Here is a 26,237-nt window from a genome sequence, read left to right as displayed (position 1 = left end):
TGACAGACCCACTGATTCACTTACGCATAGTTATTAGATAGTAAAGGCGCCCTTTTATAGGGCGCTTTTTTTTGCTTGTTTTTTAACGCCATACCAGTCTATACTCCGATACATCTTGTCGGAGTGCTTTAGGGCTGAGACCATTTAATAATGGGATCCGTGGAACCTGATCAGGCTAATACCTGCGTGAGGAAACAAGAGTGATTAATATGAATATTATTCGTGTCATTGTAAGTTAGCCATAGGGACATCAGGCCGCTTACTATTACATTTACGATCAATATATCACTACTCTCCATACTCAACGACAAGCAATCATCTTATTAGAAAGGAATGAGTGCTATGTCTACTACCAATATAAATCAAAGCAATAAGACCAAAAAACCAACGCGTCGTGAAAACCGCGAAAATGCACAAGAGTTTATTAATAACCTCAGTTGCGAACCGTTTCCTAATTCAGAAAAATTTCATCTCACAGGTAGCCGTGACGATATTCAAGTTGCGATGCGAAAAATCAATCTTGATGAGACGTTAGTCGCAGGCAGTAAAGACGATCCGGTTTATGAGCAAAATGAATCGATCCCGGTTTATGATACATCAGGCCCCTATACAGATCCGGCGATTGAAATAAACGTACACCAAGGTTTACCGAAGTTAAGACAAAAATGGATCGAAGAACGTAACGATATTGAAGCATTAGAAATCGTTACTTCGCACTTTGCCCAGCAGCGTCTTGCTGATGATGGTATTGATCATATCCGCTTTGAGCATTTACCAAAGCCATTGAAAGCCATTGATGGTCAAAACGTTACTCAGATGCATTATGCTCGTAAAGGCATGATCACGCCGGAAATGGAATACATCGCGATTCGTGAAAACATGGGCCGTGAATTGATCCGTAACGAGCTGTTATTAAAACAACATGCGGGTAATGATTTTGGTGCCAGCATACCGGAAAAGATCACACCTGAATTTGTCCGTGATGAAGTGGCGCGCGGTCGTGCGATCATCCCTTCCAACATCAATCATCCAGAATCTGAGCCGATGATCATCGGTCGTAACTTTCTTGTAAAAGTAAACGCCAACATTGGTAATTCGTCAGTCACATCATCGATTGAAGAAGAAGTCGAGAAGCTAGTATGGGCGACGCGCTGGGGTGCTGACACGGTAATGGACTTATCCACAGGCCGTAATATTCATGAAACGCGTGAGTGGATCCTCCGTAATTCACCTGTGCCAATCGGTACTGTGCCGATCTATCAGGCTCTAGAGAAGGTAAACGGGATCGCCGAGGATCTTACTTGGGAAGTATTCCGCGATACCTTGATCGAACAAGCTGAGCAGGGGGTTGATTACTTTACTATTCATGCTGGTGTACTGCTTCGTTATGTACCAATGACGGCAAAACGCCTTACCGGGATCGTGTCGCGTGGTGGTTCGATCATGGCTAAATGGTGTTTGACGCATCATAAAGAAAACTTTGCTTATGACCATTTCGAAGAAATCTGTGCGATTTGTAAAGCTTACGATGTATCTCTGTCATTAGGTGATGGCATGCGTCCAGGTTGTGCGGCTGATGCGAATGATGAAGCCCAATTTGCTGAATTAGCAACTTTAGGTGAGTTAACGAAAGTTGCGTGGGAGCAAGACGTACAAGTTATTATCGAAGGCCCTGGTCATATCCCAATGCACATGATTAAAGAGAATGTTGAAAAGCAGCTCGATATTTGTCATGAAGCGCCTTTCTATACTTTAGGTCCACTGACAACCGATATCTCACCGGGTTATGATCATTTTACTTCGGGTATTGGTGCTGCTCAAATTGGTTGGTATGGGTGTGCGATGTTGTGTTACGTGACACCAAAAGAACATCTAGGGCTACCGAACAAAGAAGACGTTAAGCAAGGTATGATCACTTACAAAATCTCTGCGCATGCGGCTGATTTAGCGAAAGGTTTCCCAGGTGCTCAAATCCGTGACAATGCGATGTCGAAAGCCCGTTTTGAATTCCGTTGGAATGATCAATTCAACCTAGCATTAGACCCTGATACTGCACGTGCCTATCACGATGAAAATATCCCACAAGAATCCGGTAAAGTTGCCCATTTCTGCTCTATGTGTGGACCAAAATTCTGTTCAATGAAGATCTCACAAGATGTCCGCGATTACACTGCTAAACAAGAACAAATCAGTATTCAATTGCTCGATGAAGTTGTTGTGATTGATGCCGAAGAGGGGATGAAACAGATGTCTGAAGAATTTAAAAAGCACGGTGCCGAATTATATCTGCCACCAACACATGATGCGGTAAATGGTCGTGTGACTGAATCTATAACTGATAAAGTGGAATAATTATTTAATGACTCAAGCCATTATTTGGACTATTGCGAGCTTTTCTGCTCGCGATAATGTTGCGACTAAAACTGATATTAATACGATTCATGTGTTGGGTGGACGTGGTTATCATGTATCTACGATACTATTATCTGATGCGGATTTTTCTGCTGAGTTAGCGGTATTGACTGCCGCACCGGTAGCATCCGCCATTAAAATAGGTGTGATAGCGACAACCTCGCATGTAGAGATCTTAGCCGATTTTTTACAAGCTTATAAGCAACTACATCCAGCACTCAGTGTTATCTATGAGCCGTTATCAATTTCATTATCTGATATGGCAAAGACTGAATCGGCAGGCACCGTGCTAATAAATGTGATTAAAATGCGCTTATTACCAATTGTGGATGTATTGATCTTACCGGAAGAGCAAGGCGGAACAGATGCTGCTGTGTTATTTGGTACGACGAAACAAGCGATCAACACACTACTGAACTTAGGTGTAAAAGGTGTTTGTGCGAAAGCGATTGCTGTTAATCATAAGCAGCAATCTATCGTCCTCGATGTTTATATTGATGGACAACGTGAAATCTTATTATCGTCACCAAACGCGACATTAACTCCATCAAGTAAAGATGAAAACAGTGGTGTTTTTTCTGCAGCGTTGGCAACCGTGATCGCTCAAGATTATCCGGTAGATGATGCATTAGTGGTAGCCAGAGCCTACTTGAACCAAACAACTGATAGTTGGCCTACCGATCGCAGTGACTTCCCACAGGTCGTCTTACCGAATACGGAATTAGGCGATCAGCTTGGCTTAGTTCTGCAAATGCAATTAGCTTATGATTTTGCACCTTGTGATACCAACCGCCTTGGACTGTATCCGGTGGTGGATACGATCGAGTGGTTAGATAAAGTATTACAACAAGGGGTTAAAACCCTGCAATTACGTATTAAAGACAAAGCCCCAGTCGAAGTGGTTGATGATATTAAAGCTGCTGTGGCATTAGGCCGCCAATACCAAGCGCGTTTATTTATCAATGATTACTGGCAATTAGCGATTGAGCATGGTGCTTATGGCGTGCATTTAGGTCAAGAAGATATGCTTATTGCCGATTTTGTTGCGATAAAAAATGCGGGTTTAAAACTGGGTTTAAGCACACATGGTTATTATGAAATATTACGTGCACATCAAATAAAACCGAGTTATATCGCCCTTGGTCATATCTATCCTACGGTCACTAAAGACATGCCTTCAAAACCGCAAGGATTACAGCGTTTACAGCGTTATGCTGATTTAATGCAAGACTATCCTTTAGTCGCTATCGGCGGTATTAGCATAGCGAGAGCGCCACAAGTGGCTGCGACAGGTGTGGGGAGTGTCGCTGTCGTCACAGCGATAACTTGCGCTGACGATTATAAACAGGCCATTGCCGACTTACTGGTGATCACTGAACCGCAATCATCCTTAACCAGTGTGGGTCGTTAATATGACCGGGTTAAGTGATCAGGAATATATGCGTTATAGCGCGCACTTACTGCTTAGTGATATCGATGAGCAGGGACAATTAGCACTGCGTAATGCCAAAGTATTAATTGTCGGTGTAGGTGGCCTTGGCGCACCTGTTGCTCTGTATTTAGCTTCTGCTGGTGTTGGCCATTTATATTTAGCGGATGATGATCATGTTGAGCTAAGTAATCTACAACGGCAGATTATTTTCACTCAACAGCAGTTAAAACAGACGAAGGTAAGCGCGGCAAAAGCCTCGTTAGCACAGCTTAATCCACATATAAGTGTCACGGCAATCGCACAACGAGTAACCCTCGATAGTGTGAATAATCAAATGGCAGATATGCTTGCCCAAATTGATTTAGTCATTGATTGCAGCGATAACATGCCGACTAGGCAAGCGATAAACAAGATCTGTGTAACCCAAAAACTACCGTTAATAGTGGGCGCTGGTATTCGTATGGAAGGGCAGTTGATCTCGTTTAACGCACAGCAAACTGATTCGGCGTGTTATCACTGCTTATATCCTTTTGAAGAAACTGCAGAAACGAATAATTGCAGTACCTCGGGAGTACTCGGCCCCTTGGTTGGTGTTATTGGTTCTTTGCAAGCATTGGAAGCGATTAAATATTTAACCAGCATGCCATTGTCTTCACTAAATAGGTTAATGCGTTTTGATGGTAAAACCTTGCAATGGGAGTATCTCTCAGTCACTAAAAATCCCGACTGTCCTGTGTGTGCAGGTCGCTAATACCAATATGAAATATAAATGCTAAATATAGATAGTAAAACTAAGCAGTTAATTAAATAACCTCATGGCTGAATATTTGGATGTGAGGGACAGGAAGAGAAGATGAAATTAATCATTAACGATGAAATAAAGAACCTAGCAGTGACGACTATTACGTCATTATTGACGGTATTAGAACAGCCAGAAAAAGGCATTGCGGTAGCGGTGAACCAAGCCATTATTACACGTCAAAAATGGGATGATTTTCAGTTGTCAGAAAATGATCGAGTGACTTTATTTCAGGCTATTGCAGGAGGCTAAATGTCAGTAACAACTTTAAACCCAGCATTCTTATTACCAAGTGATGAGCTTGTCATTGCCGATAAAACCTTTTCATCACGGTTATTTACCGGTACGGGGAAATTTAGCGATCAAAAAATAATGGCTGCTGCCTTGATTGCATCTCAATCCCAGTTAGTGACTATGGCATTAAAACGCATTGATTTAGCTAATCAAGATGATGATATTCTTAAGCCTTTGATTGCAGCTGGCATGAACTTATTACCCAATACGTCTGGTGCGCGTGATGCCAAAGAAGCGGTATATGCTGCGCAATTAGCACGTGAAGCATTGCAAACCAATTGGATTAAATTAGAAATTCATCCAGACCCAAAATATTTACTACCTGATCCAATTGAAACCTTAAAGGCCACAGAACAGTTAGCGCGTGATGGTTTCCATGTGTTGCCATACATTCATGCCGACCCGGTGTTGTGTAAACGTCTGGAAGCTGTGGGTACTGCTGCAGTCATGCCGTTAGGTGCGCCGATTGGTTCAAACAAAGGTATTCGTACTGCAGAGTTCTTAGAGATTATTATTGAGCAATCGACAGTCCCTGTAATTGTTGATGCTGGTATTGGTGCGCCATCACATGCGGCGTTAGCCATGGAGATGGGCGCGGATGCAGTACTTGTTAATACCGCTATTGCGGTGGCTAAAGATCCTGTGGCAATGAGTCAAGCATTTGCGTTAGCCGTGCAAGCAGGTCGCCAAGCTTATTTAGCTGGGTTAGGTAGCCAAGCACAAACTGCAGTTGCTTCCAGTCCATTAACCGCATTTTTAGATCTGTAATAACGCCAACTTAAGGTATAAACATGAGTTTTTACGAGCAGTTACAAAAATTAGATTGGGATGATATTCGCTTATCGATTTATGCCAAAACGGCGGCGGATGTTGAGCGTGCATTAACGAAAGAGCGACTCGATCTGGATGATTTTCAAGCCTTAATTTCACCTGCAGCAGAACCTTACTTAGAACAAATGGCCCAGCGAAGTGTGCAATTAACGCGACAACGTTTTGGTAATACTATCCAATTCTATGTGCCGTTATACCTTTCTAACATGTGTTCCAATATTTGTACCTATTGTGGTTTTTCGATGCATAACAAAATTCGTCGTACCACGCTGGATATGAAGCAGTTAAACAGTGAAGCGCGAGCGATTAAAAAAATGGGTTTTGATCATTTGTTATTAGTGGCAGGTGAGTCGGAACGTAAAGTGGGTATGCCGTATTTTCGTCAGGTATTTAATGAATTGAAATCGCAGTTCTCGCATTTATCCTTGGAAGTGCAGCCGCTAGAACAAGCCGATTATGAAGAACTAAAAGAATTGGGACTAGATTCAGTATTAGTGTATCAAGAAACCTATCATCCCCGGACGTATGCCGAGCACCATATCAAAGGTAAGAAGTCTGATTTTAAATATCGAATTGAAACCCCAGACAGGTTAGGCAAAGCTGGTATTCATAAAATGGGGCTAGGTGCATTAATTGGCTTAGATGAATGGCGTACCGACTGTTTTCATGTTGCTGCGCATTTAGATTATTTGCAAAAACGTTATTGGCAAACCAAGTATTCAATTTCTTTCCCACGTTTAAGACCATGTGAAGGTGCATTTCAGCCGAAGTCGATTATGAATGATCGCCAATTAGTACAGTTGATTTGTGCTTATCGATTGTTTAATCCGGATGTGGAATTATCGTTATCGACGCGAGAGTCCGAACATTTTCGTGACAATGTTATTCCATTGGGGATCACGAGTATTAGTGCGGGTTCGAAAACCCAACCCGGTGGTTATTCTGACGATACAGAGAAAGCCTTAGAGCAGTTTGAAATTGATGATGACCGCTCACCAAATGAAATGGCAGGTCTAGTCAAAACGATGGGCTTAGAAGTGGTTTGGAAAGATTGGGATAGGTCGTTAACGGCACTTAAATAATGGGTATAGGCTGCTATCGCATAACGCGAACGCAGCCTATATTATAAAATCGGTCATTAATTATGACGATTTCTCTACTTTAGAGGCAATTCTTGTGAAACGTTTACTGATTAATTCAATCGGTAATTTACACAGTAAAACACCTGCAGTGAGCATTACCATCATGACTAATGATTCGTGACTAATCGTTCTACCGTTGATTGCACTGTCTAGACCAAGTGCGATAACGGGGAACACAAGGAAACAGATTGATGCTTGAAATGGGCTTGCCACTTTATTTAATTGGAAGTAAGCCATTATGCCGCCAATACCAGCAATAACGCCAAGGTAAATAACTGATAACCAAGATGTTGACGTGAATGTGCTAAAGTCTGGTTGCTCTATGAATGCGCCAACAGCTAATAATAATACTGAAGCAACAAGACACGGTAGTGCATTATACGTCAGTACGTGAATACCCTGACAACGGGTTTGTACACTGGTATAGATCGTCGCGTGCATTAATACGGCTAACACCAATGCGCCAACACCGATTAGGCTACCGTTCGCACTTACGCCCATCTCATTACTAATAATTGTAATTAAACTAAACAAAGCAATAGCAAGACCTGCTAGCTGGTGAATGTGTACTTTTTGGCGGTGTACTAATACGGCGAATGCTAATACGACAACTGGCATAGTGGCAAAAATAATCGACGCTAATCCAGATGAAATATATTGCTCACCAAAAATCATTAAGGTGAATGGTGCCGCAAAATAAAACACGCTGATTAACGCAAATTCAAGATTTTTACCTTTTGGGAACATCAGCGGGATATTGAGCTTGCGAGCAGCTAAAATTAATAGCGGTGCAGCCAGTGCAAAGCGTAATCCAGTTGCAGTGATGGGTGGAATTGAATGAACTGCAATTTCCATAGCCATCCAGGTTGTACCCCAGATCAAACATACAGATGCAAATAATAATGTGGCGACAAGTTTTGTATTCATAAGGCTATCTCTATATAAGTGCTGGAATATTTAATATGATAATTATATTGCTTTTAAGCAGAAATATGATTTCATATATGTTACTGATATTGGCTTTTAAGGAAAGGATTTACTCCATTATGTTAGATTCGAAGGATAAATTGATTTTAGACATACTGCAGCGCGATGCATCTTTGTCAGTGGCAGAGCTCGCGGATAAGGTGAGTTTAACGGTATCGCCTTGCTGGAAGCGGTTAAAGCGGTTAGAGGATAGTGGTTATATCTTGCGTCGAGTGGCATTATTAAATGAGCAGAAACTCGGTCTCGCGCTCACAGCCTTTGTTAATATCAAAACCCAAAATCACAGTGATACTTGGTTTAAAAAGTTTGTAGTGAGTGTCGATGGCTTTGCAGAAGTGACCGAGTTTTACCGTATGGCTGGCGAATACGATTACATGATGAAGGTGTTAGTGAAAGACATGGCTGCATTTGATGTATTTTATAAACGATTAGTGAATTGCGTCGATGGATTAACAGATGTCACCTCCTCCTTTGCGATGGAAGGGTTGAAAAATACGACGCAATTACCGATTTATTAATATTTATAATACAGAGCCCTTAATCTAGAGCTCCAGATTATTATAATTTAAGCAGGTCTTTAGCTATTTTCTTTGCGCTATGGGGCGGTGCAAATGCCGCTACATATTGTCCTTCTGGATTAACTAAATACAGTCGAGAAGAGTGATTAATTAAATAACTCTCACGCTGACCTTCAGGTATTGGACTATTGTAAGGCACTGAGACATATTTACCATTATTCGCTAAAAACGTTTTTTGATAAATAACGCCAAAACTAGCGACTAATTTATCAATTTCGCTCGTTTCACCTGTGATGCCTATAAAGTTGTCGTTATAAAAATGCGTATAAGTTGTCAGCATTTCATTACTATCACGCTTCGGGTCGACCGAAATAAATACTACTTGTGGCATGGTTTTACCAGCATCAGTCATGATATTTGCAACATTGTTGAGGTTGTATAATTCAGTTGGACAAATGTCTGGGCAGCTGGCATAACCAAAGAAAACTAATGACCATTTACCTTTAAATAAGGCCTTGGTGTATTCTTTATTATCGCCGAGTTCGAAATCTGGCAAGCTTATTTGCTTAGGTTGTGCGTAAGCCGTCGTGAATGTCGGTAAATTTGATTGCTGTATATTATTGGCAATAATAGCGCCGAGTGCACTAAGGCCGATAATACCCGCAGCGATTATCGCCTTAGACTTTTTCATTCGTTAATCCTTTGTCGAAACTAATTATGTTTCATATTTGTGTGATCCATTTTAGTCTTACTGTTATCACGTTTAACTGGCATTTTTGTACTAATTTTTTCACCATTTAACAAAGTGAAGGATACGTTGACTAACTCACCCGGCGCCGCGATCTTGTTTGGTTCTAATAACATTACATGGTAGCTACCCGGCTTAAATTTAAAAACAGCATTGGCAGGAATTGTTACTTTCTGCTGTTTTTGCATTGTCATCATGCCATCTTTTTTACCAGATAAATGCAGTTCGCTACGGCCAAAACCTTGCGCTTCAACATCTGTGATCACTATTGGTTTATCACTGTGATTCATAACAGTGAAAAAAGCTGCTTGTACTTTTGCAGATGGTGGTGCAGCTCGAACCCAAGCGTCCATTATCATCATATTAGTTTTTTCCGCCGCAAACGTCGGTGCTGCAGATAAAATAGCAGTTGCGATAAGCGTGGTAATTATTGATTTTTGCATTTGTTCATCCTGAATTAATGAGTTGTAGTGGTAAATTGAAAAGGTATTAAATAAGGCCGACCAGCTACCGTGACGGTTAAGTCTGCTTGCCATAACATTTCACCCAATATACAGATTGCTAGCGCGGTTTCTGCTTGGTATCTATCTTTTTTTATGGCATTCAGCTGTGTAGGGAATCCCGGCATAATCATGTTCACACCATTAATTGTAATACTGGCATTGTCAATGTTAGACCCGTTCAAATTAACGGATAACGGCGTCATTGGTTTTGCATTGAATGGCGTGATCGACAGTGAAATTGCGTGACCTGGTGTTAACTGAACCTGACATTCTTGTTGATTCACACGACAGTCCTGTGCCAGTGGTAATTGAATGTGGTTGAGATCTTGCTGCGGCTGATAGAAGAAGTTGAAATAACCGACAGCAGCGATAGAAATAGTACTCATACCAACAGTTAACCATTTAGACATGGATAAGGCTCTTATACTTAGTATTGGGTTCGAAAAAGGGCATCCGCTTTATAACAAAACGATTAATAACATAATATTACTTTAATTTTTAATGTAGATAAACCGCCAATAGAATAAAACGTAAGTTAGCACTTGTTTTGAGGATATTTAAAAAGTGGGACGATGGCAGGTCGGGGTTATGGTGATGCCGTTAATATATATTAGCGGCATCGGCCGTATTAATGCGGATTCGTATCATTCATTTTTGTTGTTTTTTTATTATCTTATAATGTGTTTGTATCAGTCCTGATGGATAGGATTGAGAGGATAATAGCGTTACTCCCAGTTCTGGCAGAGGCGCATTAAATAAACGTATGCCATTACCGAGTAAAATTGGAATGGTAGATAAAATTAATTCATCAACTAAATCTAGCCGTAATAAAGAATCGGCCAAGTTTGCACCACCAAGTAACCAAATATTACCTTCATCACTGGCCTTCAGTTGCTTAATTGTTGCGGCGGGGTCGGTAATAAAAGTGACGTTATCATTAGGAACAATGTCGGGAGAGTGGGACGCGACAAAGCATTGTTTATTGGTATAAGGCCAGTCGCCAAAGTCTTTAATCACCTGAAAAGAGCTGTTTCCCATGATCACAGCACTGACATCATTGAAAAATTGTTGGTAACCATAATCTTCATCTTTGACTTCAACATTTGAGAGCCATGAGATGTCATGGTCCATTCTGGCAATGTAGCCATCAAGGCTAGTTGCTATATACAAAATAACGTTCGACATAATCATCGCTCCCGGTTGAATGCAAATTAATTCATTAATGTATCTAGCTCTGTCTGAGAAGGGGCAAACCAATATGATCCTGTTACCGCATCTGAATAATCAATCAATCTGTCTGTGACTCCGTCAGGTATTCCATACATACGTTGTAGCTGAGTCGTAAAGCGTAATTGTTCACATGCGAATGCTAAAAAGTATAGTCCGTGTTCGGATGCGTTACCATAAGGCGAACTACGACGATATATCTTCATTCCCGATACATCTGTACGGCTGACGTGTGAATTAGCTGGCATCGCATCGCCGGATAACTCGATATCGTCTTCTTTAGTACGACCTACAACCGCTTCTTGCTCCGGTACTGGCATCGCATTGAAACTACTTAAATCGTGAACCCATTTTTGTGATAACACAAAGCTACCGCCTGCTCCTGGTTGTCCTGTTGGGATCAACGAAGCTAGTTGGCGCGCGTCTTCTTTTGGATTAGCAGTGCCGTCAACAAAACCAATGAGATCACGATTTTTATGGTATTGGAAACCGGAAATATCCAGTTGGGTATCGGCAATTGTACTTATCACCGATTGGATATGAAATGCTTGCTCTAAGGTATGGCTAGCATTGTCGCTATGGATCCAAAACATTATATCACCTTGGCTCGCGATGGCTTTTTTGCCGTGCGGACTCGCTATCTCGGTAAAATCGTCAAATGCAGTAAGTTGTAAATCAGGTAATAGCGTATTGGTGGCACTACGACCAAAGGCAATTACGATGTTAATGTCATTTGTTTGTTTGCATAATGCTTTTTGCAGTGCACTTTGGATATTGGCTAAGTAAACATCCTCTTTCAATTTGTATTCTAAATGATGATAGCTTTGGCTTTGTTCGTTAAAAATAGCGATCTGTGGTTGGGTCATGCCAACTCCTTCTAATGCATAACCAATCGATTAGATTGGTTACATAATAATTAATTAAATAGCGTGTGTAGCTTGAGATAGCCACTGTAAATCAGCACCGGTTAACAATGGGGATAATGCGTCACGTACTTGAGCGTGATAAGTATTGATCCAGTTTACTTCGTCTTGTGAGAGTAGCTGTTGATCTATCAGATGCAAATCAAAAGGAACCAGTGTTAATGTTTCAAATTCGTAGAATGTCTTGCCATCATGCCCATTATCTTTAGCAACAACATAAATTAGGTTCTCACAACGGATACCATATTCATCTTGTTTGTAGTAACCCGGCTCATTGGATACCACCATACCCGGTTCTAATGCTACGCCGTTAGCGTTTTTACCAATACGGTGTGGACCTTCGTGTACATTCAAGAAACAACCTACACCATGCCCAGTTCCGTGGTCATAATCATAACCTTGTTGCCATAAGAATTGACGCGCGAGTGAATCCAGTTGACCACCGTTAGTGCCTGCTGGGAATTTCATTTTAGCCAGTGCGATATGGCCTTTTAATACCAAGGTGAACATTTTCTTATGCTCAGCTCTCGGTGTACCAATGGCAACAGTACGGGTAATATCGGTTGTACCATCAAGGTATTGAGCGCCTGAATCGAACAGGTAAATACTGTCCATTGGGAGTTGTGCTGGCACGCCATTATTATGATTGTAGTGACACATAGCGGCATTACCACCTGCTGCTGAAATAGTATCAAAACTTAATTCAACGAAGTTCTCATTCGATGCACGGAAACTTGTCAGCTTGTCAGAAAGGTAACCTTCATCATGCAAACGCCCTGCGGCAACTTCTGTTTCTAGCCAATTAAGGAAGCGTACTTCTGAAGCGCCGTCACGAATATGTGAGGCACGCATACCTGCAAGTTCAACTGCATTTTTACAGGCTTTTGGTAATGCTACTGGATCATTGCCTGCAATGAGAGTCGCACCAGCTTGCTGTGCGGTTAGCTGGCTGAATGCATTTGATGCTTCAGGATCTGCTAATACATGTAATTGCTGTTCTCCGAGCGCTTGGTAAGTTACAGTTGCCTGTGATTCATCAACAATCTTAACACCAGCGCCAACGTGTTCGTGAAAACCAGCGGGGATCTTCGATGGATTGGTGAAGAATGTCATCGAACCGTCTTTACGTAATACCGCACTGCCTAAGATCACGCAGAAGCAATGAATGTCTTTACCACGGATATTCAATAACCAAGCAATAGAATCTAACGCGCTGATAATAACGGCATCAGCACCTTGCTTCTCAATATCGGCACCAATCTGTTGGCGTTTTTCTAAACTTGACTGGCCAGTGTATTTCTCATCGAGTAACAGGCCTAAATTTTCTGTTGGTATAGGTCTATCTGACCAGCTCAAATCAATAGGGTTTTCATTGACTGCCACTAAGTTTATTTGTTTATCTGCTAAGGTTTTTTTACTGGCGTTATGCCAATTTAAATTATGTACTTTGGCGTCATAACCGACATTTGCATTGGCGGGTAATTGTTCACTTAACCAAGCAACATGTGGTGTTTCGATAAGATGATAAAACTCAAAGCAATCGCCATTAACTTGCTGCTTAACCTGAATTGTATAACGACCATCGGTAAAAATGGCGGCGCGATCTTTTAAGATTATTACCGTGCCTGCTGAGCCGGTAAAATCACTGCACCATAATAGGCGTTCATTATGTGCTGGTACGTATTCGCCAAGGTACTCATCTGCGCGCGGAACGATAAATGCGTCTAAGTTTGCTGCATTCATATGGGTACGTATTACTGCTAATTTCTGTTCTATTGTTTGAGGCATCTTGCTGTCCGGTTCGTCATGTTACCTGACGCACTACTCTGCGTTTTATAGGATCATGTTCTGGTTATAGAAAGAGAGAATATTGAAACATTAACCTGTTAGGGTTTAGATATGCAAGAGGAGGTAATGGGGATTGTGATACTTTCAGTAATTAAACCGTGATTAAGTCATTATTACGGTTTAATTTGACTCCGCTGGTGGCTGATTTTATTTATCAGCCACCAAGTGTCACAATTATTTCACTGTTACGGTACTACGTTTTTTACGCCAGTTAATTTGTTGGATAACGAGTCCGATGATAATTGTTACTAAGCCGATGAAGGTCGAAGGATGAATTTCTTCACCAACAATAGCACTTAATAAAAACAGCGAGATAAATGGCGAAATAAAGATAAGGTTACTTACCTGTGCGGTATTGGTGGCTAATTTAATGGCCATTAACCACAATACAAATGAAATCCCCATTTCAAATAAGCCGATATAAATCGCGCCTAAAATACCTTCTACAGAACTAAGATTAAAGTCTGCGAGTAGCGCTGTTGCGACGAGGGTAAAGGGTAAACTTAATAAAAACCCAAGTAACAGACTAATAATAGGATCATTGTTATTTTTCGCATTAATAATCCAGTAACTTGCCCAAATCAATGTACTTAACAATGCAAATACAACCCCAAGTGGACTTTCAAAATTAAGGCCTAATAGATCCCCCTTAGTCGCAATGATTAAGGCACCGGTATAACTGAATAAGATTGCCACCCAGTCTTTTTTTCGGATCTTTTGGCCTAAAAAAGGCACTGATAATAATGTCAGTGTGATTGCCCAAGTATAATTTAAGGCCTGGGCTTGTGATGCGGGCAGTAAGTCATAGGCTTTAAATAAAACTAAATAATAGAGAAACGGATTAATTACCCCCAGTGTTAAATAGAATAGCGGCTGCTTAACAAAATATTGTTTAAGTAAATATAATTTTTTTTGCTGGTAAGCAATACCCAGCAGTAGAGCAATACTGGTCAATGAGGCAATTAGAACCATTTGAATGGGTGCAAAATGGCTAAGAGTAATTTTAAATGCGGAGGCTACCGTGGACCAGAGTAAGACTGTAATAAAGCCGAACAGCATAGCTTTTTTTTGATTTTTCATTTGTACCAATTTCGGGTGTGGGTTAAGACGTATTGGCAGTGTAGTCGGCAAATTTATTCAAATCTAGTGTTTCATACGGGATAACTTATATTCAAAGAGTTAAATTGTGGCTTAAAGCAATGAAATACACTTAAACCACTAATTAAAAATGCTAAAATGTAACTTTTAAAAAGCATATTCCTCGGCAACTTCAGTTAACTTATCGGCAACGGTTAATAAGTTATGTGCTGACTGAGTAGCACCTGTGGCAACAGAGCGTGCCGAATCCGCACCCTCAGATACATTACTGACATTACGCTCAATTTCCTCTGCCGCGAGACTCTGTTCTTCAATCGCACTCGCTATTTGGCTATTGAGTGAAACGATCTTATCGACAGACAAAGTAATCGCTTCAAAGGTATTTGAGGCTTCTTTGGCCTGCATCACGCCCATGTTGGCTTGTTCTCTGCCTACTGCCATTACTTTTACTGATTCTTTCGCGCCTGATTGTACACGCTCAATCATCGCTTGAATTTCATTCGTTGATTGTTGTGTGCGGCTTGCGAGTGTTCTCACTTCATCTGCGACCACCGCAAAGCCTCGCCCCTGCTCACCGGCCCTGGCTGCTTCAATTGCGGCATTTAATGCCAGTAAGTTGGTTTGTTCGGCAATACTCTTGATCACTTCCACTACGCCTCCAATATCGGCGCAATGGCTTTCTAGTTTCTGAATGGTATCACTTGATGTTTGTACCTCTGAAGCAATCGCATTAATGGCGATGATAGTCTGGTCTACAACTTGTTTGCCTTCTAATACAGCACGCTCAGCATCATGTGTTGCACCAGTGGCATCATTGGCATTGATGGCCATCTCGGTTGATGTTGCTGCCATTAGTTTTATTGCCGCCGCGATTTGATGGGTTTCCGTTTGCTGTGCGGTTATTGTTGTTTCTGCGGAATTGGTTTTATCTTTAATGTCTTGAACTGAACTATGTACATCTACGGCACTGCTATTGAGCTGCTTGACTAATGTGCGCATGCCATCAATGGTGCTATTGAAATATTGGGCAATAATGGCCAATTCGTCATTGCTGACTATATTTACGTTTTGTGACAGGTCGCCATTTGATACGTTCTGCGCTACTTGACTGATACTACGTATGGTTTCGGTTAGAGAAATATAAATACTTAATAAGATCACCATGCAAACTACAAATAAGGTGATTAGTATCGCGTAAAAAATATTTAGCTCGCTATTTTTTTCACTGAGTCTGACAGCTATTTCAGTACCGAGTGTATTAAAGGCAACTTGATACAAATCATTGGTTTTTACTCGTAGCTCTTCACCTAAACGATAAAGCGTATTTGGGTCAATTTTGATCTCGGCTGATACGGTATTTATTAACTGGCGGTCGAGTAGATCTTCGAGTATCGCCATGGTGGTTTTGATCTGTTCAAGTGGTGTGACTAAGGTGCTGTGATAGTCGGAGTTAATTGCTACTAATGCTTGCACATCATTATCGGTTGCTGAAAAAATAATATTAAGTTGATCAATGCGGCGGCTTAAATCATTAAAGCTGGTGGCCGTAAATGCAGCAAAAGCGGCTGTTTCAGCCGCTTTGTCTGTTACTTGGTAAGAAAAATCAGCAAGTCGTGGTAATTGACTTTGGGTTAAATTAATCAGGTAATAGCTACCCAAATGTGAATCAAATAATAATTTACTTTCGCTGTTGATCTCACGGGTACCTATACGCAGGTTCTCTAACATTAAATCGATGGCATAGAATATTTCTTCTGGTAATAAAAAATCACTGTCGGCTTTGAGTTGCTGCCAATCGGTAGTGATCTTATCAAACGCTGATAATTGCAATCCTGTTGCTGCCGTATAAGCACTGTAATATTGATTGAAGGTGTTTTCTGCGAGCTCTTGTGCTTGTTGTATTTTGTCATCTCCAGGTTCAAGTTCTGCAACTTCCAAGCTTAATAGATGGCGATAATCAATTAACTTATCAGCGACTTCAGGTAAGTCTTGTAATAATTGATAGCCTTGCAGCTCAGATTCTGCAAAGGCGATATCTTTTTGTGTTTGCGAGATGATTTTAAATGAAAAAAATACTATCGGTGTGGCAAGTAGTAAGATCACTAAACCAAACTTTTTCTGAAATGATAATCGGCTAATCAGGTAAGTGACTGGCTGCAATAATGCGCCCATAAAAATATCCTTATCAATATGGTGAGAAAGTGGTGAGCCTGAGAAGTATGGTTAAGTGGCTAATGCCAACGTATGAATAATATAGCTAGTTGTTAGGTAAATGTTAAGTATTTTGTGTGCGTATTTAACAAGGATGGGGTTGTTTCGTGATCTCTATAGCGAGATAGGAAATATTATTGAAATGAAAGTGGAAAAGTTGATGCGCATATCAATTATATGCACACCAGAATATGAGCTAGCGCTAGCGCATAGTAACGAACTCTTCTGAGCCTGTCGGGTGGATCGCAACAACGCTATCGAAATCTGCTTTGGTTGCGCCCATCTTCATCGCGACACCAAAACCTTGGATCATTTCGTCAGCAGCAAAGCCAATACCGTGCAGACCTACAACGGTTTCTTCTTCACCAGCACAAACCAATTTCATTTTGCAAGGCTGACGGTTTGAAGTGATTGCGGTATACATAGCAGTAAAGCCTGACTGGTATACTTTTACGTTTTCTTCGCCGTATTGTGCAATTGCTTCAGGTTCAGTTAAACCGATAGTACCAATTGGTGGGTGGCTAAATACAACTGTAGGGATAAGGTTATAATCCATTTTAGCTGTTGTTTTACCGTTGAATAGACGTTCTGATAATTGACGACCCGCTTTAACTGCAACAGGTGTTAGTTCAACACCACCTTCCATTATGTCACCTACACAGTAGATACCATCAACATTGGTGTTTTGGTATTCATCTACTTTGATGTAACCACGGTCATTGGTTTCAACCCCCGTTACTGCAAGGTTGATTTTGTCTGTAGAAGGATGACGACCGATCGCCCAGATTAGGGTATCAACATTTTGTGATTCGCCATTTTCAAGGTGTAAGGTGATAGAGCCATCTGCTTCTTTCACGACTTCTTTTGGTACTGAGTTTGTATGTAACTTTGGACCTTCGGTATTCATTACATCAACCAAGGTATCAATTAAGATTGGATCAAAGCTACGCAGTGGAGATTCTTTACGGACAAATAAATGTGTTTCGCTGCCTAAACCGTTTAATACACCTGCTAGTTCAACAGCAATATAACCTGCACCGATAACAGCAACGCGTTTTGGTTGCTCTGTCAATTCAAAGAAACCATTCGAATCAATACCGTGCTCAGCACCTGGTACATTAGGAATTGTTGGTGCTCCACCTGTTGCAATCAGGATATGATCGGCTGTGTAGGTTTCACCATTTACGCTGACGGTTTTTTTGTCTACGAAGGTCGCAAAACCTTTGATCACAGTGACTTTATTATTACCTAAAACATTGTCATAAGAAGTGTGGATACGGCCGATATAAGCTTCACGTGCCGCAACTAATTTACCCCAATCAAGGCCTTTATTTTCAACATCAAAGCCATAATCTTTTGCATAAAGGTGCATTGCTTCTGCGATTTGAGCACCATGCCACATTACTTTCTTCGGTACGCAACCAACATTAACACAGGTACCACCAAGCGCATTCGCTTCGATAATAGCTACTTTTTTACCGTACATTGACGCTCTATTTGCAGATGCAATGCCGCCGCTACCACCACCGATTGCAATATAATCAAAATGCTGTGACATATTTTTGTAGTCCTTAAATGAGAAGATGAACTTATTATATGACTAAGTTCAGAACCTTGTTTGTAATAAAGTTAATTACACAGTTTAAACTGTATTGACGGATATTATTAGTAGGTAAAGCCATTCATAGTCATTACTTTTACCTATCAATACTGAATTCGACATGTCGAGTGTTTCTCGATATTTACTCGCTATACTTGAAATTATCATTTTATAGCCGCATTAACTAATTAATATCATTATAAATAGGATGACTCTATGACTAACCCACTTTTGACTATGACTGGTTTACCTCCGTTTAAGAGTATTAAACCCGAGCATATTGTGCCGGCTGTGACTCAAGCTATTCAAGACTGTGAAGCGGTTATTGATAGCGTATTATCAAATACTGCGGCTGTAACGTGGGATAATTTAGTTGCTCCCTTAGAAGAAAGTGATGATCGGTTAGGACGTGTTTGGTCGCCTATTGGCCACTTAAATGCCGTTGTGAGTAGTGATGAGTTACGTGAAGCCCATGATGCTTGTTTACCATTACTGTCTGAGTACTCAACTAAGGTTGGACAAAATCAAAATCTGTTTTTAGCGTACCAAAGTTTACATGACAGCAGTGAGTTCGCCACTTTATCAACTGCACAGAAAAAAGTGATCACTAATGCATTACGTGATTTCAGATTATCAGGTATTGATTTACAAGGTGATGATAAACAGCGTTATGGTGAGATTACTAAACGTTTATCACAATTGACATCAACATTTAGTAACAATGTTATGGATGCTACTTTAGGTTGGCAGAAAGAGATCACTGACGAAGCTCTCCTTATCGGGTTGCCTGAATCAGCGAAAGCAGCAGCTAAAGCGGCTGCAGAAAGTAAATCATTAACAGGTTATTTGTTTACGTTAGACTTTCCAAGCTATTTACCTGTGATGATGTATTCTGAAAATAGAGAATTACGTCGTGAAGTGTACGAAGCGTTCTGTACTCGTGCGTCGGATGTAGGTCCAAACGCTGGTAAATGGGATAATTCGACGATAATGAATGAAATTATTGCGCTGCGTCATGAACTCGCTGAATTACTTGGTTTTGCACACTTCGCAGAAAAGTCTCTCGCCACCAAAATGGCGGAAACACCAGCCCAGGTGATTGAATTCTTGACCGACCTTGCCGATAAATCTTTCTCGCAAGCTGAAGTTGAATTAGCGGAGATTCAAGATTTCGCAAAAAATAACTTTATGGCTCAAGCGTTAGAAGCCTGGGATTTAACATTTTATGCTGAAAAATTAAAGCAAGCTAAATATACTATTTCTGATGAAGAATTACGCCCATACTTCCCTGAAGAAAGGGTTGTCAAAGGTATGTTTGAAGTGGTTAAACGCTTATTTGGTTTGAACATTATCGAAGAGCTTGGTGCTGAATCTTGGCATGACGATGTACGTTTCTTCGAGATATTTGATGAAGAAGGTGAATTACGCGGTAGTTTTTATCTGGATCTGTATGCTCGTGAACACAAACGTGGTGGAGCTTGGATGAATGATTGTCTAACACATCGTATTAAAGCTGATGGGGAGCTACAAAAACCTGTCGCTTACTTAACCTGTAATTTTAATAAACCAGTTGGCGATACACCTGCATTATTTACTCATAATGAAGTGACGACTTTATTTCATGAATTTGGTCATGGCCTACATCACATGTTAACAAAAGTGATTCCTGCAGCAGTGTCGGGTATTAATGGCGTGCCGTGGGATGCAGTGGAACTACCAAGTCAGTTTATGGAGAACTGGTGTTGGCAAGAAGAGGCGCTTGCGTTTATTTCAGGTCATCACAAAACAGATGAGCCTCTACCACAAGCTATGTTGGATAAACTATTAGCTGCTAAGAACTTTAATTCAGCGATGGGGATGTTACGTCAAATCGAATTTGGCTTATTTGATTTCCGCATGCACATGGAATATAACCCAGCGCAAGGTTCAAATATTCAATCTGTATTAAACTCGGTAAGAGAAAAAGTATCAGTGCTACCAGCACCTGAGTTTAATCGCTTCCAAAACGGTTTTTCACATATTTTCGCTGGTGGTTATGCCGCGGGTTATTACAGCTATAAATGGGCCGAGGTATTATCCGCCGACGCTTTTTCTCGTTTTGAAGACGAAGGTATTTTTAATGCCGAAACGGGTCGAGACTTTATGCATTGTGTACTTGAACGTGGTGGTAGTGATACACCAATGTCATTATTTGTGAAGTTTCGTGGTCGTAAACCGAGCACATATGCGTTATTAAATCATTCGGGTATTAATTAGTACAATGGATAACTTGCGATAACTGCTGAGTCGTAGCGGTTATCGTTTAGTTTTGATTTTAAAATAGTGGTAAATTGTGTATTATCTTTGCGTGATATTACCCACTGTATTTTTAGTGCTAAAGTATTACCATAGTTTTAGATAAATTGTGGTGATAATTGAAAGGATATCAATCTACTGTAGTTAAACTAATTGAATTTCTGGACAAGGATGTATGATTGATACACTCACGCTTAGTGGCATAAACATTGATACGGCAAAATTATATGAGCAAAACCATTTAGATTCGTTCCTCACTAATTTAGCCGCATTACTACGTGTTGATACTATATATGTTGCGGCCATTTGCCCTCAGTCCTTTGAGCTATCCATTTTATCTTGTTTACAGCAAGGGGTATTTGTCCCCAATATTGAGGTCGATTTTAAATCTATGCCTTGTTTTGCTGCTTATCAACGGGGTTATGCTGAATATGAGCAAGGTTTGGCATCTCGATTCCCAGACCAAAAGCTACTGCAAGAGTGGCAAGCACAAGCATATTTAGGTATCCGTTTAAATGATGCATTTGGTCAACCTACTGGTGTACTTTCGGCGTTCTTCCCTCGTCAACTTTCTAAGCATAAACTTGAATTAAATTTAATGCGTTTAGTTTCCGGTTTTTTAGAAAAAGAAATTCAACTTACTTCTAGCTGCACGCTATCAGACACTCCGACTACATCCACTTACTCTGACGAACTAAATGCATATACCTTGTGGCTAGAAGATAATATAGCCAAAGGTCGTTTAAGTAGTTGGAGCTATTTTTTGGAGCAAGACCGATTAGTATGCTCTGATTCTGCCGGCAGTATTATTGAAACCGAGAGTGTAGAGAAAATTGATAAACTGGAGACTTTGTTAGCATTAGTACATAAATTAGATAAAACTGCTGTATTACGTGATTTTCATAATGCAATAAAGTCTAATTCAACGACGTCGATATGCAGCATTTTCAATATTACGACCATAGAGGGAAATTCGAAGCGAATTCAAAGTGATATTTATCCTATTATTGATGAATCTGGGCTGGTGTATCGTCTAGACTGTATTAGTAAAGATATCACTGCAGAAGAATTAACGAAAAAAAGGATATCAGCGCAAGAGCGTATTCTTGAAACTGTTTTAGCGACAACGCCAGTCGGGTTAATCAAACTAAATGCGAAGCGTGAAATTAAATGGGTGAATAAGCAGGCATGTAAAATGTTTGGTTATGAATTGGATGATTTTCATCGCTTACGTGAAAAAGGTATACTGAATACGAGTAGTTTGAATTTATATTTTGATGAAGATATAGAACAGTTTGAAGAGTATTATCAAGAAATATATGCCAATAAGCGTAATAACTTTACGCTTAATACCCGTTATCGTCATCGTGACGGTAGTATCTTATGGACAAAGCTAACTGTCACAGCAGTTAGAGATGACGTTAATAACATTCAATATTTTATTAACACTATTCAAGATCTCACCGAAGAACAAGATAATAGGCAACGCCTATCTATGATTGAAAGCGTTTACAAGCATAGTGCTGAAGGCATCATGTTGTGTGATGCGAATGAAAAGATTATTGATGTTAATCCTGCGTTTGAAGCTATCACAGGCTATAGCGCCGAAGATGCAATCGGGCGTACACACGGCCTATTACGCTCTGGCGTTCATGATAAAGCCTTTTATAATGACATTTCTGAAGCATTATTAAGTGGCAATGAGTGGAAAGGTGTTATTTGGAGTCGTAATAGAGATGGTGAGATATTTGCGCAACAAGTGACGCTTTCGAGTATTAAAGAAGGCGGTAAACTTAAATATTTCTTTGCTGTTTTTACTGATGTGACAGAAGAGAAGAAAATAGAACAACAGATTATAACTCAGTCTAATTTTGATACGCTCACTGGTTTGCCTAATCGTCAGTATTTTAGTGCTGAAATTCATCAGGTTATCGATAAATCAGCTAAGAGTGGCCAAAAGTTTGCAATCCTCTATATTGATATTGATGACTTTAAGTCGGTCAATAATTCAGAAGACTTTATGGCCGGTGATCGCTTGCTGAAAGAGACTGCGGAACGGTTAAAATACCGGAGTCGAGACAATGACTTTCTTGCTCGAATTGATGGTGATGAATTCGCATTTATCATTCCTGAAGTGGTAAATAAACGTCAAGCTGAAGTCTATGCGAAACAGCTACAGGGGGTTTTTGCCCAAGCTTATCAACTCCCAAATCAGCAGCGCTATGTTACGGCATCGGTTGGTATTACCATGTACCCAGAAGACGGAATATCGGTAGAAGCATTAATGCAAAGTGCAGAGCAAGCGATATTTGAAGCAAAACGTAAAGGGCGTAATCAATGCGTCATGTTTACACAAGAGTTAAGTGATGCCGCGATACTTAAACACCAAACAGTTGTTGAATTAGCTGATGCGATCAAACGCGGCAGTCTTGATGTGTATTATCAACCTATTATTGATAATGCCACGGGGAAAGTTGATAAGGTCGAAGCTTTAGTTCGTTGGAACCATCAAGATAGAGGGTTTATCTCACCAGCGGAGTTTATCCCACTTGCTGAGGAAGGTGGGTTGATTCAAGGTTTAGGAGAATACGTATTAGACCAGGCATGTTGTGATCTTAAAATTTTGCATGAAGCCGGATATCCTTATATTGAAATGAGTGTAAATCGTTCTTGCCTCGAATTTAAGACTGTTGATATGCAAGCATCGGAATGGCTCAAAGTTATTTCTTCACATAACTTACCTTATAGTTCGGTGACTATGGAGATAACTGAAAGTTTATTAATGGAGATGGACGGTCAGTATATGCAGCGTATTAACGCTTTAAAAAGTGCTGGTGTAAAAATTGCTATTGATGATTTCGGTACCGGCTATTCATCACTAAACTACTTGCGTAGCTTGCCTGCTGATATAGTTAAAATTGACCGAAGTTTTATTATTAATATTCCAGAGAACCAGCAAGATAATTTATTGCTCGATGGTATCATTACTATTGTTCATAATCTGGGGATGAAAGTCGTAACTGAGGGCGTTGAAACAAAAGCACAATTGAATTACCTACAAGAGAAAAAATGTGATTACTCACAGGGGTTCTTATTATGCCGTCCGATACCACTGCATGAGCTATTAGAATTTCTCTCTCAAAATGAAAGTGTTTTTTAATTCACACTTTCTATTTTCCTCTAATCATCAACTGAATTTAGGTTGTATTCGTATTTTTTGCTAATATAGGCAATCTAACTTGAATTATTACACCTAACCTTATCAGGCATACATGAACTGCATACAAATAATCACAACAGATTCACTCTTTTCTGAACATATAGCAGCACTTGCTAAACAGTGGGGGTTTTCTCTTGAGCCTGTGGCTGATGCTCAATTCCAATTGATATATTCGGATAAGGGACTTGAATTATTTAAACTAGATGAACCGAAGCTCGGTTCTGTATATGTTGATTTCGCTGGTGGAGCCGTTAATCACCGTCGTAAATTTGGTGGTGGCAAAGGGCAAGCAATTGCAAAAGCCGTGGGCTTAAAGTCGGGAGTAACACCATCTGTTGTTGATGGCACGGCAGGTTTAGGCCGAGATGCATTTGTGCTGGCATCATTAGGTTGTCATGTCACTATGTTAGAACGCTCGCCAATTGTTGCGGCATTACTGGACGATGGTTTAAAGAGAGCCGTTGACGATGCAGAGATCGGTGGCTGGATTGGAACAAGGCTAAAATTGGTCTTTGCATCAAGCCTGTCGAAATTAGAAGGTTTGGGTATTACTCCTGATGTGGTTTATCTTGATCCTATGTATCCACATAAGAAGAAATCGGCACTGGTGAAAAAAGAGATGCGCGTTTTTCAATCTTTAGTTGGAGCGGATTTAGATGCGGATGGTCTGTTTGAACCTGCCATGCGCGTAGCGACGAAGCGTGTTGTTGTTAAACGCCCTGATTATGCTGAATATATAGCAAACGCTGAACCGAGCATGGCAATCGAAACTAAGAAAAATCGCTTTGATGTTTATGTTAAACAAGGGATGAAGTAATTACCTTAATTTATTTGTGTAGTTATTAATATCGACCAGATATTTTATTTTAATATAATATCTGGTATCCGGTTCAAAGTTTTTAATATTGAACTATGTTAACGTTGCCTCCCAAATGGGCTTAACTATAGGCGAGGGATAGTTGTGCTACTTGAACTAGATAATATTAAGAATGAATTAACAAGTTCATATACGTTTACGGATGAAGATCACCGTATTTTAAAATCTTATGATGGTGTTATAGAAGGTATTGCTACTTTATTTGGTAAGCAATGTGAAGTGATCTTACACTCATTAGAAAGCGTAGATCGTTCTGTGATTAAAATTGAAAATGGTTTTAATACAGGCCGTGTTGAAGGTTCTCCGATCACTGATTTAGCATTAATGATGCTACAGGATATATCGGAACAAAATAAGCAATGTTCTAAAGCTTATTTTACACAGACAAAAGATGGTCAAATGATGCGTTCGATGACGATCGCAATCAAAAACCGTTCTGAAAGAACAATCGGTTTAATTTGTATCAACATTAATATTGGTGCGTCATTTATTGATTTTGTTCAGGAGCTATTACCTACACCTGAGACAAGAGAAACTGAATTGTCTTCTGAAAATTTCGCAACGACAGTTGAAGAATTGGTTGACCGCTCTGTAGAAGAAACGATTGCTGATATTAACAACCGAACTGATATTGCCAATAATGCTAAAAATAAGCACATTGTAATTTCGCTTCACCAACAAGGTATTTTTGATATTAAAGATGCAATTAATATGGTTGCGGAAAAACTGAATATTTCAAAACATACTGTGTACTTATATATACGTCAAATCAAGTCTGATGAAGCTGAGCTGTAAATAAGTTAATTATTTAAGCTGCTTACTATCTAGAATATGAATGTGTAAGTAATTAAGAAGGTGATTACTGTATGAATAATCACCTTTCCTTTTGAACTAACTCAGCTACCCCACACTTAATGCACGTCATATGCGCAATTATTGTGCAGTTCAATATATCTGGTTAATTACGGCATATAAAACTTGCTAAGTGAGCCTAGTTCTCTATAATTCGACCTCACTTAAACGGCAATAGCCGCTAAGTAAAAGGTGTTTTATCAGTATCGAAAGTTACTTTTAAAACCTCCTGAAATAAAGTGCAATATGTACTTGACTTCAAAACTGGTTGCCGTATTATACGCAGCCTGGCTACGACGGATAACGTCAAGGTCAATGCTCTTTAACAATTTATTCAAGCAATCTGTGTGAGCACTTGCAGAGATATAATGACCAAAAATTATATCAATGTAATTGTGAACATTAAATTAAATCGAAAGA

The 26,237-nt window shown here is 40.1% G+C and carries 21 protein-coding genes and 1 riboswitch; of the genes, 11 read left to right on the top strand and 10 right to left on the bottom strand.

Features of this window, described 5'->3' with window-relative positions; genetic code table 11:
• The first annotated feature begins 109 nt into the window (after positions 1-109).
• A riboswitch (TPP riboswitch) is annotated at positions 110-211 on the top strand.
• Positions 212-342: 131 nt separating this feature from the next.
• The 6 genes from thiC (at position 343) to thiH (ending at position 6,850) form a co-directional block, all read left to right on the top strand.
• Positions 343-2,352: a phosphomethylpyrimidine synthase ThiC gene (gene thiC / locus HWV03_RS21050; RefSeq protein WP_370629416.1), complete on the top strand. Its 2,010-nt coding sequence runs from the start codon at positions 343-345 to the stop codon at positions 2,350-2,352.
• A gap of 7 nt (positions 2,353-2,359) precedes the next feature.
• Positions 2,360-3,823 (top strand): thiamine phosphate synthase, encoded by a 1,464-nt coding sequence (thiE, locus tag HWV03_RS21045; protein WP_211677785.1) that lies wholly within the window; start codon positions 2,360-2,362, stop codon positions 3,821-3,823.
• A 1-nt stretch (position 3,824) separates the two neighbouring features.
• A complete protein-coding gene (locus tag HWV03_RS21040; RefSeq protein WP_211677784.1) occupies positions 3,825-4,595 on the top strand; it encodes a HesA/MoeB/ThiF family protein in 771 nt (256 codons plus the stop codon).
• A 102-nt stretch (positions 4,596-4,697) separates the two neighbouring features.
• Positions 4,698-4,895: a sulfur carrier protein ThiS gene (gene thiS / locus HWV03_RS21035; RefSeq protein WP_211677783.1), complete on the top strand. Its 198-nt coding sequence runs from the start codon at positions 4,698-4,700 to the stop codon at positions 4,893-4,895.
• A complete protein-coding gene (locus HWV03_RS21030; protein WP_211677782.1) occupies positions 4,896-5,705 on the top strand; it encodes a thiazole synthase in 810 nt (269 codons plus the stop codon).
• A 23-nt stretch (positions 5,706-5,728) separates the two neighbouring features.
• Complete coding sequence (thiH, locus tag HWV03_RS21025; protein ID WP_211677781.1) at positions 5,729-6,850, top strand: 2-iminoacetate synthase ThiH; 1,122 nt, start codon at positions 5,729-5,731, stop codon at positions 6,848-6,850.
• Positions 6,851-6,910: 60 nt separating this feature from the next.
• Here thiH and HWV03_RS21020 read toward each other — a convergent pair whose 3' ends face one another.
• On the bottom strand, positions 6,911-7,837 hold the full coding sequence (locus tag HWV03_RS21020) for a DMT family transporter (protein WP_211673328.1): 927 nt from the start codon (positions 7,835-7,837) through the stop codon (positions 6,911-6,913).
• A 119-nt stretch (positions 7,838-7,956) separates the two neighbouring features.
• Here HWV03_RS21020 and HWV03_RS21015 point away from each other — a divergent pair, with 119 nt between their 5' ends.
• On the top strand, positions 7,957-8,415 hold the full coding sequence (locus HWV03_RS21015) for an Lrp/AsnC family transcriptional regulator (protein WP_211677780.1): 459 nt from the start codon (positions 7,957-7,959) through the stop codon (positions 8,413-8,415).
• 40 nt (positions 8,416-8,455) lie between these two features.
• On the opposite strand, the gene HWV03_RS21010 is transcribed toward HWV03_RS21015, so the two are convergent.
• The 9 genes from HWV03_RS21010 to gorA form a co-directional block, all read right to left on the bottom strand.
• Entirely contained in the window at positions 8,456-9,106 is a 651-nt protein-coding gene (locus tag HWV03_RS21010) for an SCO family protein (RefSeq protein WP_211677779.1), read from the bottom strand.
• Positions 9,107-9,126: 20 nt separating this feature from the next.
• A complete protein-coding gene (locus HWV03_RS21005; protein ID WP_211677778.1) occupies positions 9,127-9,606 on the bottom strand; it encodes a copper chaperone PCu(A)C in 480 nt (159 codons plus the stop codon).
• 14 nt (positions 9,607-9,620) lie between these two features.
• Positions 9,621-10,076: a hypothetical protein gene (locus HWV03_RS21000; RefSeq protein ID WP_211677777.1), complete on the bottom strand. Its 456-nt coding sequence runs from the start codon at positions 10,074-10,076 to the stop codon at positions 9,621-9,623.
• A 238-nt stretch (positions 10,077-10,314) separates the two neighbouring features.
• Positions 10,315-10,851, bottom strand: coding sequence for a dihydrofolate reductase family protein (locus tag HWV03_RS20995; protein ID WP_211677776.1), 537 nt, complete (start codon positions 10,849-10,851; stop codon positions 10,315-10,317).
• 26 nt (positions 10,852-10,877) lie between these two features.
• The gene (locus tag HWV03_RS20990; RefSeq protein ID WP_211677775.1) at positions 10,878-11,759 is read right to left on the bottom strand and encodes a Dyp-type peroxidase; all 882 of its coding nucleotides are present in this window, start codon (positions 11,757-11,759) and stop codon (positions 10,878-10,880) included.
• A 54-nt stretch (positions 11,760-11,813) separates the two neighbouring features.
• A complete protein-coding gene (locus HWV03_RS20985) occupies positions 11,814-13,604 on the bottom strand; it encodes an aminopeptidase P family protein (RefSeq protein ID WP_211677774.1) in 1,791 nt (596 codons plus the stop codon).
• Positions 13,605-13,838: 234 nt separating this feature from the next.
• Positions 13,839-14,744, bottom strand: a complete 906-nt coding sequence (locus tag HWV03_RS20980; RefSeq protein ID WP_211677773.1) for a DMT family transporter — start codon at positions 14,742-14,744, stop codon at positions 13,839-13,841.
• A gap of 165 nt (positions 14,745-14,909) precedes the next feature.
• Positions 14,910-16,934 (bottom strand): methyl-accepting chemotaxis protein, encoded by a 2,025-nt coding sequence (locus HWV03_RS20975; RefSeq protein WP_211677772.1) that lies wholly within the window; start codon positions 16,932-16,934, stop codon positions 14,910-14,912.
• Positions 16,935-17,175: 241 nt separating this feature from the next.
• Positions 17,176-18,531 (bottom strand): glutathione-disulfide reductase, encoded by a 1,356-nt coding sequence (gene gorA, locus HWV03_RS20970; RefSeq protein ID WP_211677771.1) that lies wholly within the window; start codon positions 18,529-18,531, stop codon positions 17,176-17,178.
• Between the two features lie 258 nt (positions 18,532-18,789).
• Here gorA and prlC point away from each other — a divergent pair, with 258 nt between their 5' ends.
• The 4 genes from prlC (at position 18,790) to HWV03_RS20950 (ending at position 25,760) form a co-directional block, all read left to right on the top strand.
• Entirely contained in the window at positions 18,790-20,829 is a 2,040-nt protein-coding gene (prlC, locus tag HWV03_RS20965) for an oligopeptidase A (RefSeq protein ID WP_211677770.1), read from the top strand.
• 214 nt (positions 20,830-21,043) lie between these two features.
• On the top strand, positions 21,044-24,028 hold the full coding sequence (locus HWV03_RS20960) for a sensor domain-containing protein (RefSeq protein WP_211677769.1): 2,985 nt from the start codon (positions 21,044-21,046) through the stop codon (positions 24,026-24,028).
• 112 nt (positions 24,029-24,140) lie between these two features.
• Entirely contained in the window at positions 24,141-24,905 is a 765-nt protein-coding gene (locus HWV03_RS20955) for a class I SAM-dependent methyltransferase (protein WP_255546967.1), read from the top strand.
• 144 nt (positions 24,906-25,049) lie between these two features.
• Positions 25,050-25,760: a helix-turn-helix transcriptional regulator gene (locus tag HWV03_RS20950; protein WP_211677768.1), complete on the top strand. Its 711-nt coding sequence runs from the start codon at positions 25,050-25,052 to the stop codon at positions 25,758-25,760.
• The last annotated feature ends 477 nt before the right edge of the window (positions 25,761-26,237 follow it).

Source organism: Moritella sp. 36 (genome assembly GCF_018219415.1).
In the GTDB taxonomy this organism is placed as follows: domain Bacteria; phylum Pseudomonadota; class Gammaproteobacteria; order Enterobacterales; family Moritellaceae; genus Moritella.
Note: the sequence above shows the minus strand (reverse complement) of the source record. Positions and strands in the feature narration are given on the sequence as shown.

What these genes read in the sequence shown, in the direction of transcription:
- HWV03_RS20960 (WP_211677769.1), top strand. Translation starts at nt 21,044, where the DNA reads ATGATTGATACACTCACGCTTAGTGGCATAAACATTGATACGGCAAAA.
- HWV03_RS21015 (WP_211677780.1), top strand. Translation starts at nt 7,957, where the DNA reads ATGTTAGATTCGAAGGATAAATTGATTTTAGACATACTGCAGCGCGAT.
- HWV03_RS21020 (WP_211673328.1), bottom strand. Translation starts at nt 7,837, where the DNA reads ATGAATACAAAACTTGTCGCCACATTATTATTTGCATCTGTATGTTTG.
- gorA (WP_211677771.1), bottom strand. Translation starts at nt 18,531, where the DNA reads ATGTCACAGCATTTTGATTATATTGCAATCGGTGGTGGTAGCGGCGGC.
- HWV03_RS21000 (WP_211677777.1), bottom strand. Translation starts at nt 10,076, where the DNA reads ATGTCTAAATGGTTAACTGTTGGTATGAGTACTATTTCTATCGCTGCT.
- thiC (WP_370629416.1), top strand. Translation starts at nt 343, where the DNA reads ATGTCTACTACCAATATAAATCAAAGCAATAAGACCAAAAAACCAACG.
- HWV03_RS21040 (WP_211677784.1), top strand. Translation starts at nt 3,825, where the DNA reads ATGACCGGGTTAAGTGATCAGGAATATATGCGTTATAGCGCGCACTTA.
- prlC (WP_211677770.1), top strand. Translation starts at nt 18,790, where the DNA reads ATGACTAACCCACTTTTGACTATGACTGGTTTACCTCCGTTTAAGAGT.
- HWV03_RS21030 (WP_211677782.1), top strand. Translation starts at nt 4,896, where the DNA reads ATGTCAGTAACAACTTTAAACCCAGCATTCTTATTACCAAGTGATGAG.
- HWV03_RS21005 (WP_211677778.1), bottom strand. Translation starts at nt 9,606, where the DNA reads ATGCAAAAATCAATAATTACCACGCTTATCGCAACTGCTATTTTATCT.
- thiS (WP_211677783.1), top strand. Translation starts at nt 4,698, where the DNA reads ATGAAATTAATCATTAACGATGAAATAAAGAACCTAGCAGTGACGACT.
- HWV03_RS20980 (WP_211677773.1), bottom strand. Translation starts at nt 14,744, where the DNA reads ATGAAAAATCAAAAAAAAGCTATGCTGTTCGGCTTTATTACAGTCTTA.
- HWV03_RS20995 (WP_211677776.1), bottom strand. Translation starts at nt 10,851, where the DNA reads ATGTCGAACGTTATTTTGTATATAGCAACTAGCCTTGATGGCTACATT.
- HWV03_RS20955 (WP_255546967.1), top strand. Translation starts at nt 24,141, where the DNA reads ATGAACTGCATACAAATAATCACAACAGATTCACTCTTTTCTGAACAT.
- HWV03_RS20975 (WP_211677772.1), bottom strand. Translation starts at nt 16,934, where the DNA reads ATGGGCGCATTATTGCAGCCAGTCACTTACCTGATTAGCCGATTATCA.
- HWV03_RS21010 (WP_211677779.1), bottom strand. Translation starts at nt 9,106, where the DNA reads ATGAAAAAGTCTAAGGCGATAATCGCTGCGGGTATTATCGGCCTTAGT.
- HWV03_RS20990 (WP_211677775.1), bottom strand. Translation starts at nt 11,759, where the DNA reads ATGACCCAACCACAGATCGCTATTTTTAACGAACAAAGCCAAAGCTAT.
- HWV03_RS20985 (WP_211677774.1), bottom strand. Translation starts at nt 13,604, where the DNA reads ATGCCTCAAACAATAGAACAGAAATTAGCAGTAATACGTACCCATATG.
- thiE (WP_211677785.1), top strand. Translation starts at nt 2,360, where the DNA reads ATGACTCAAGCCATTATTTGGACTATTGCGAGCTTTTCTGCTCGCGAT.
- thiH (WP_211677781.1), top strand. Translation starts at nt 5,729, where the DNA reads ATGAGTTTTTACGAGCAGTTACAAAAATTAGATTGGGATGATATTCGC.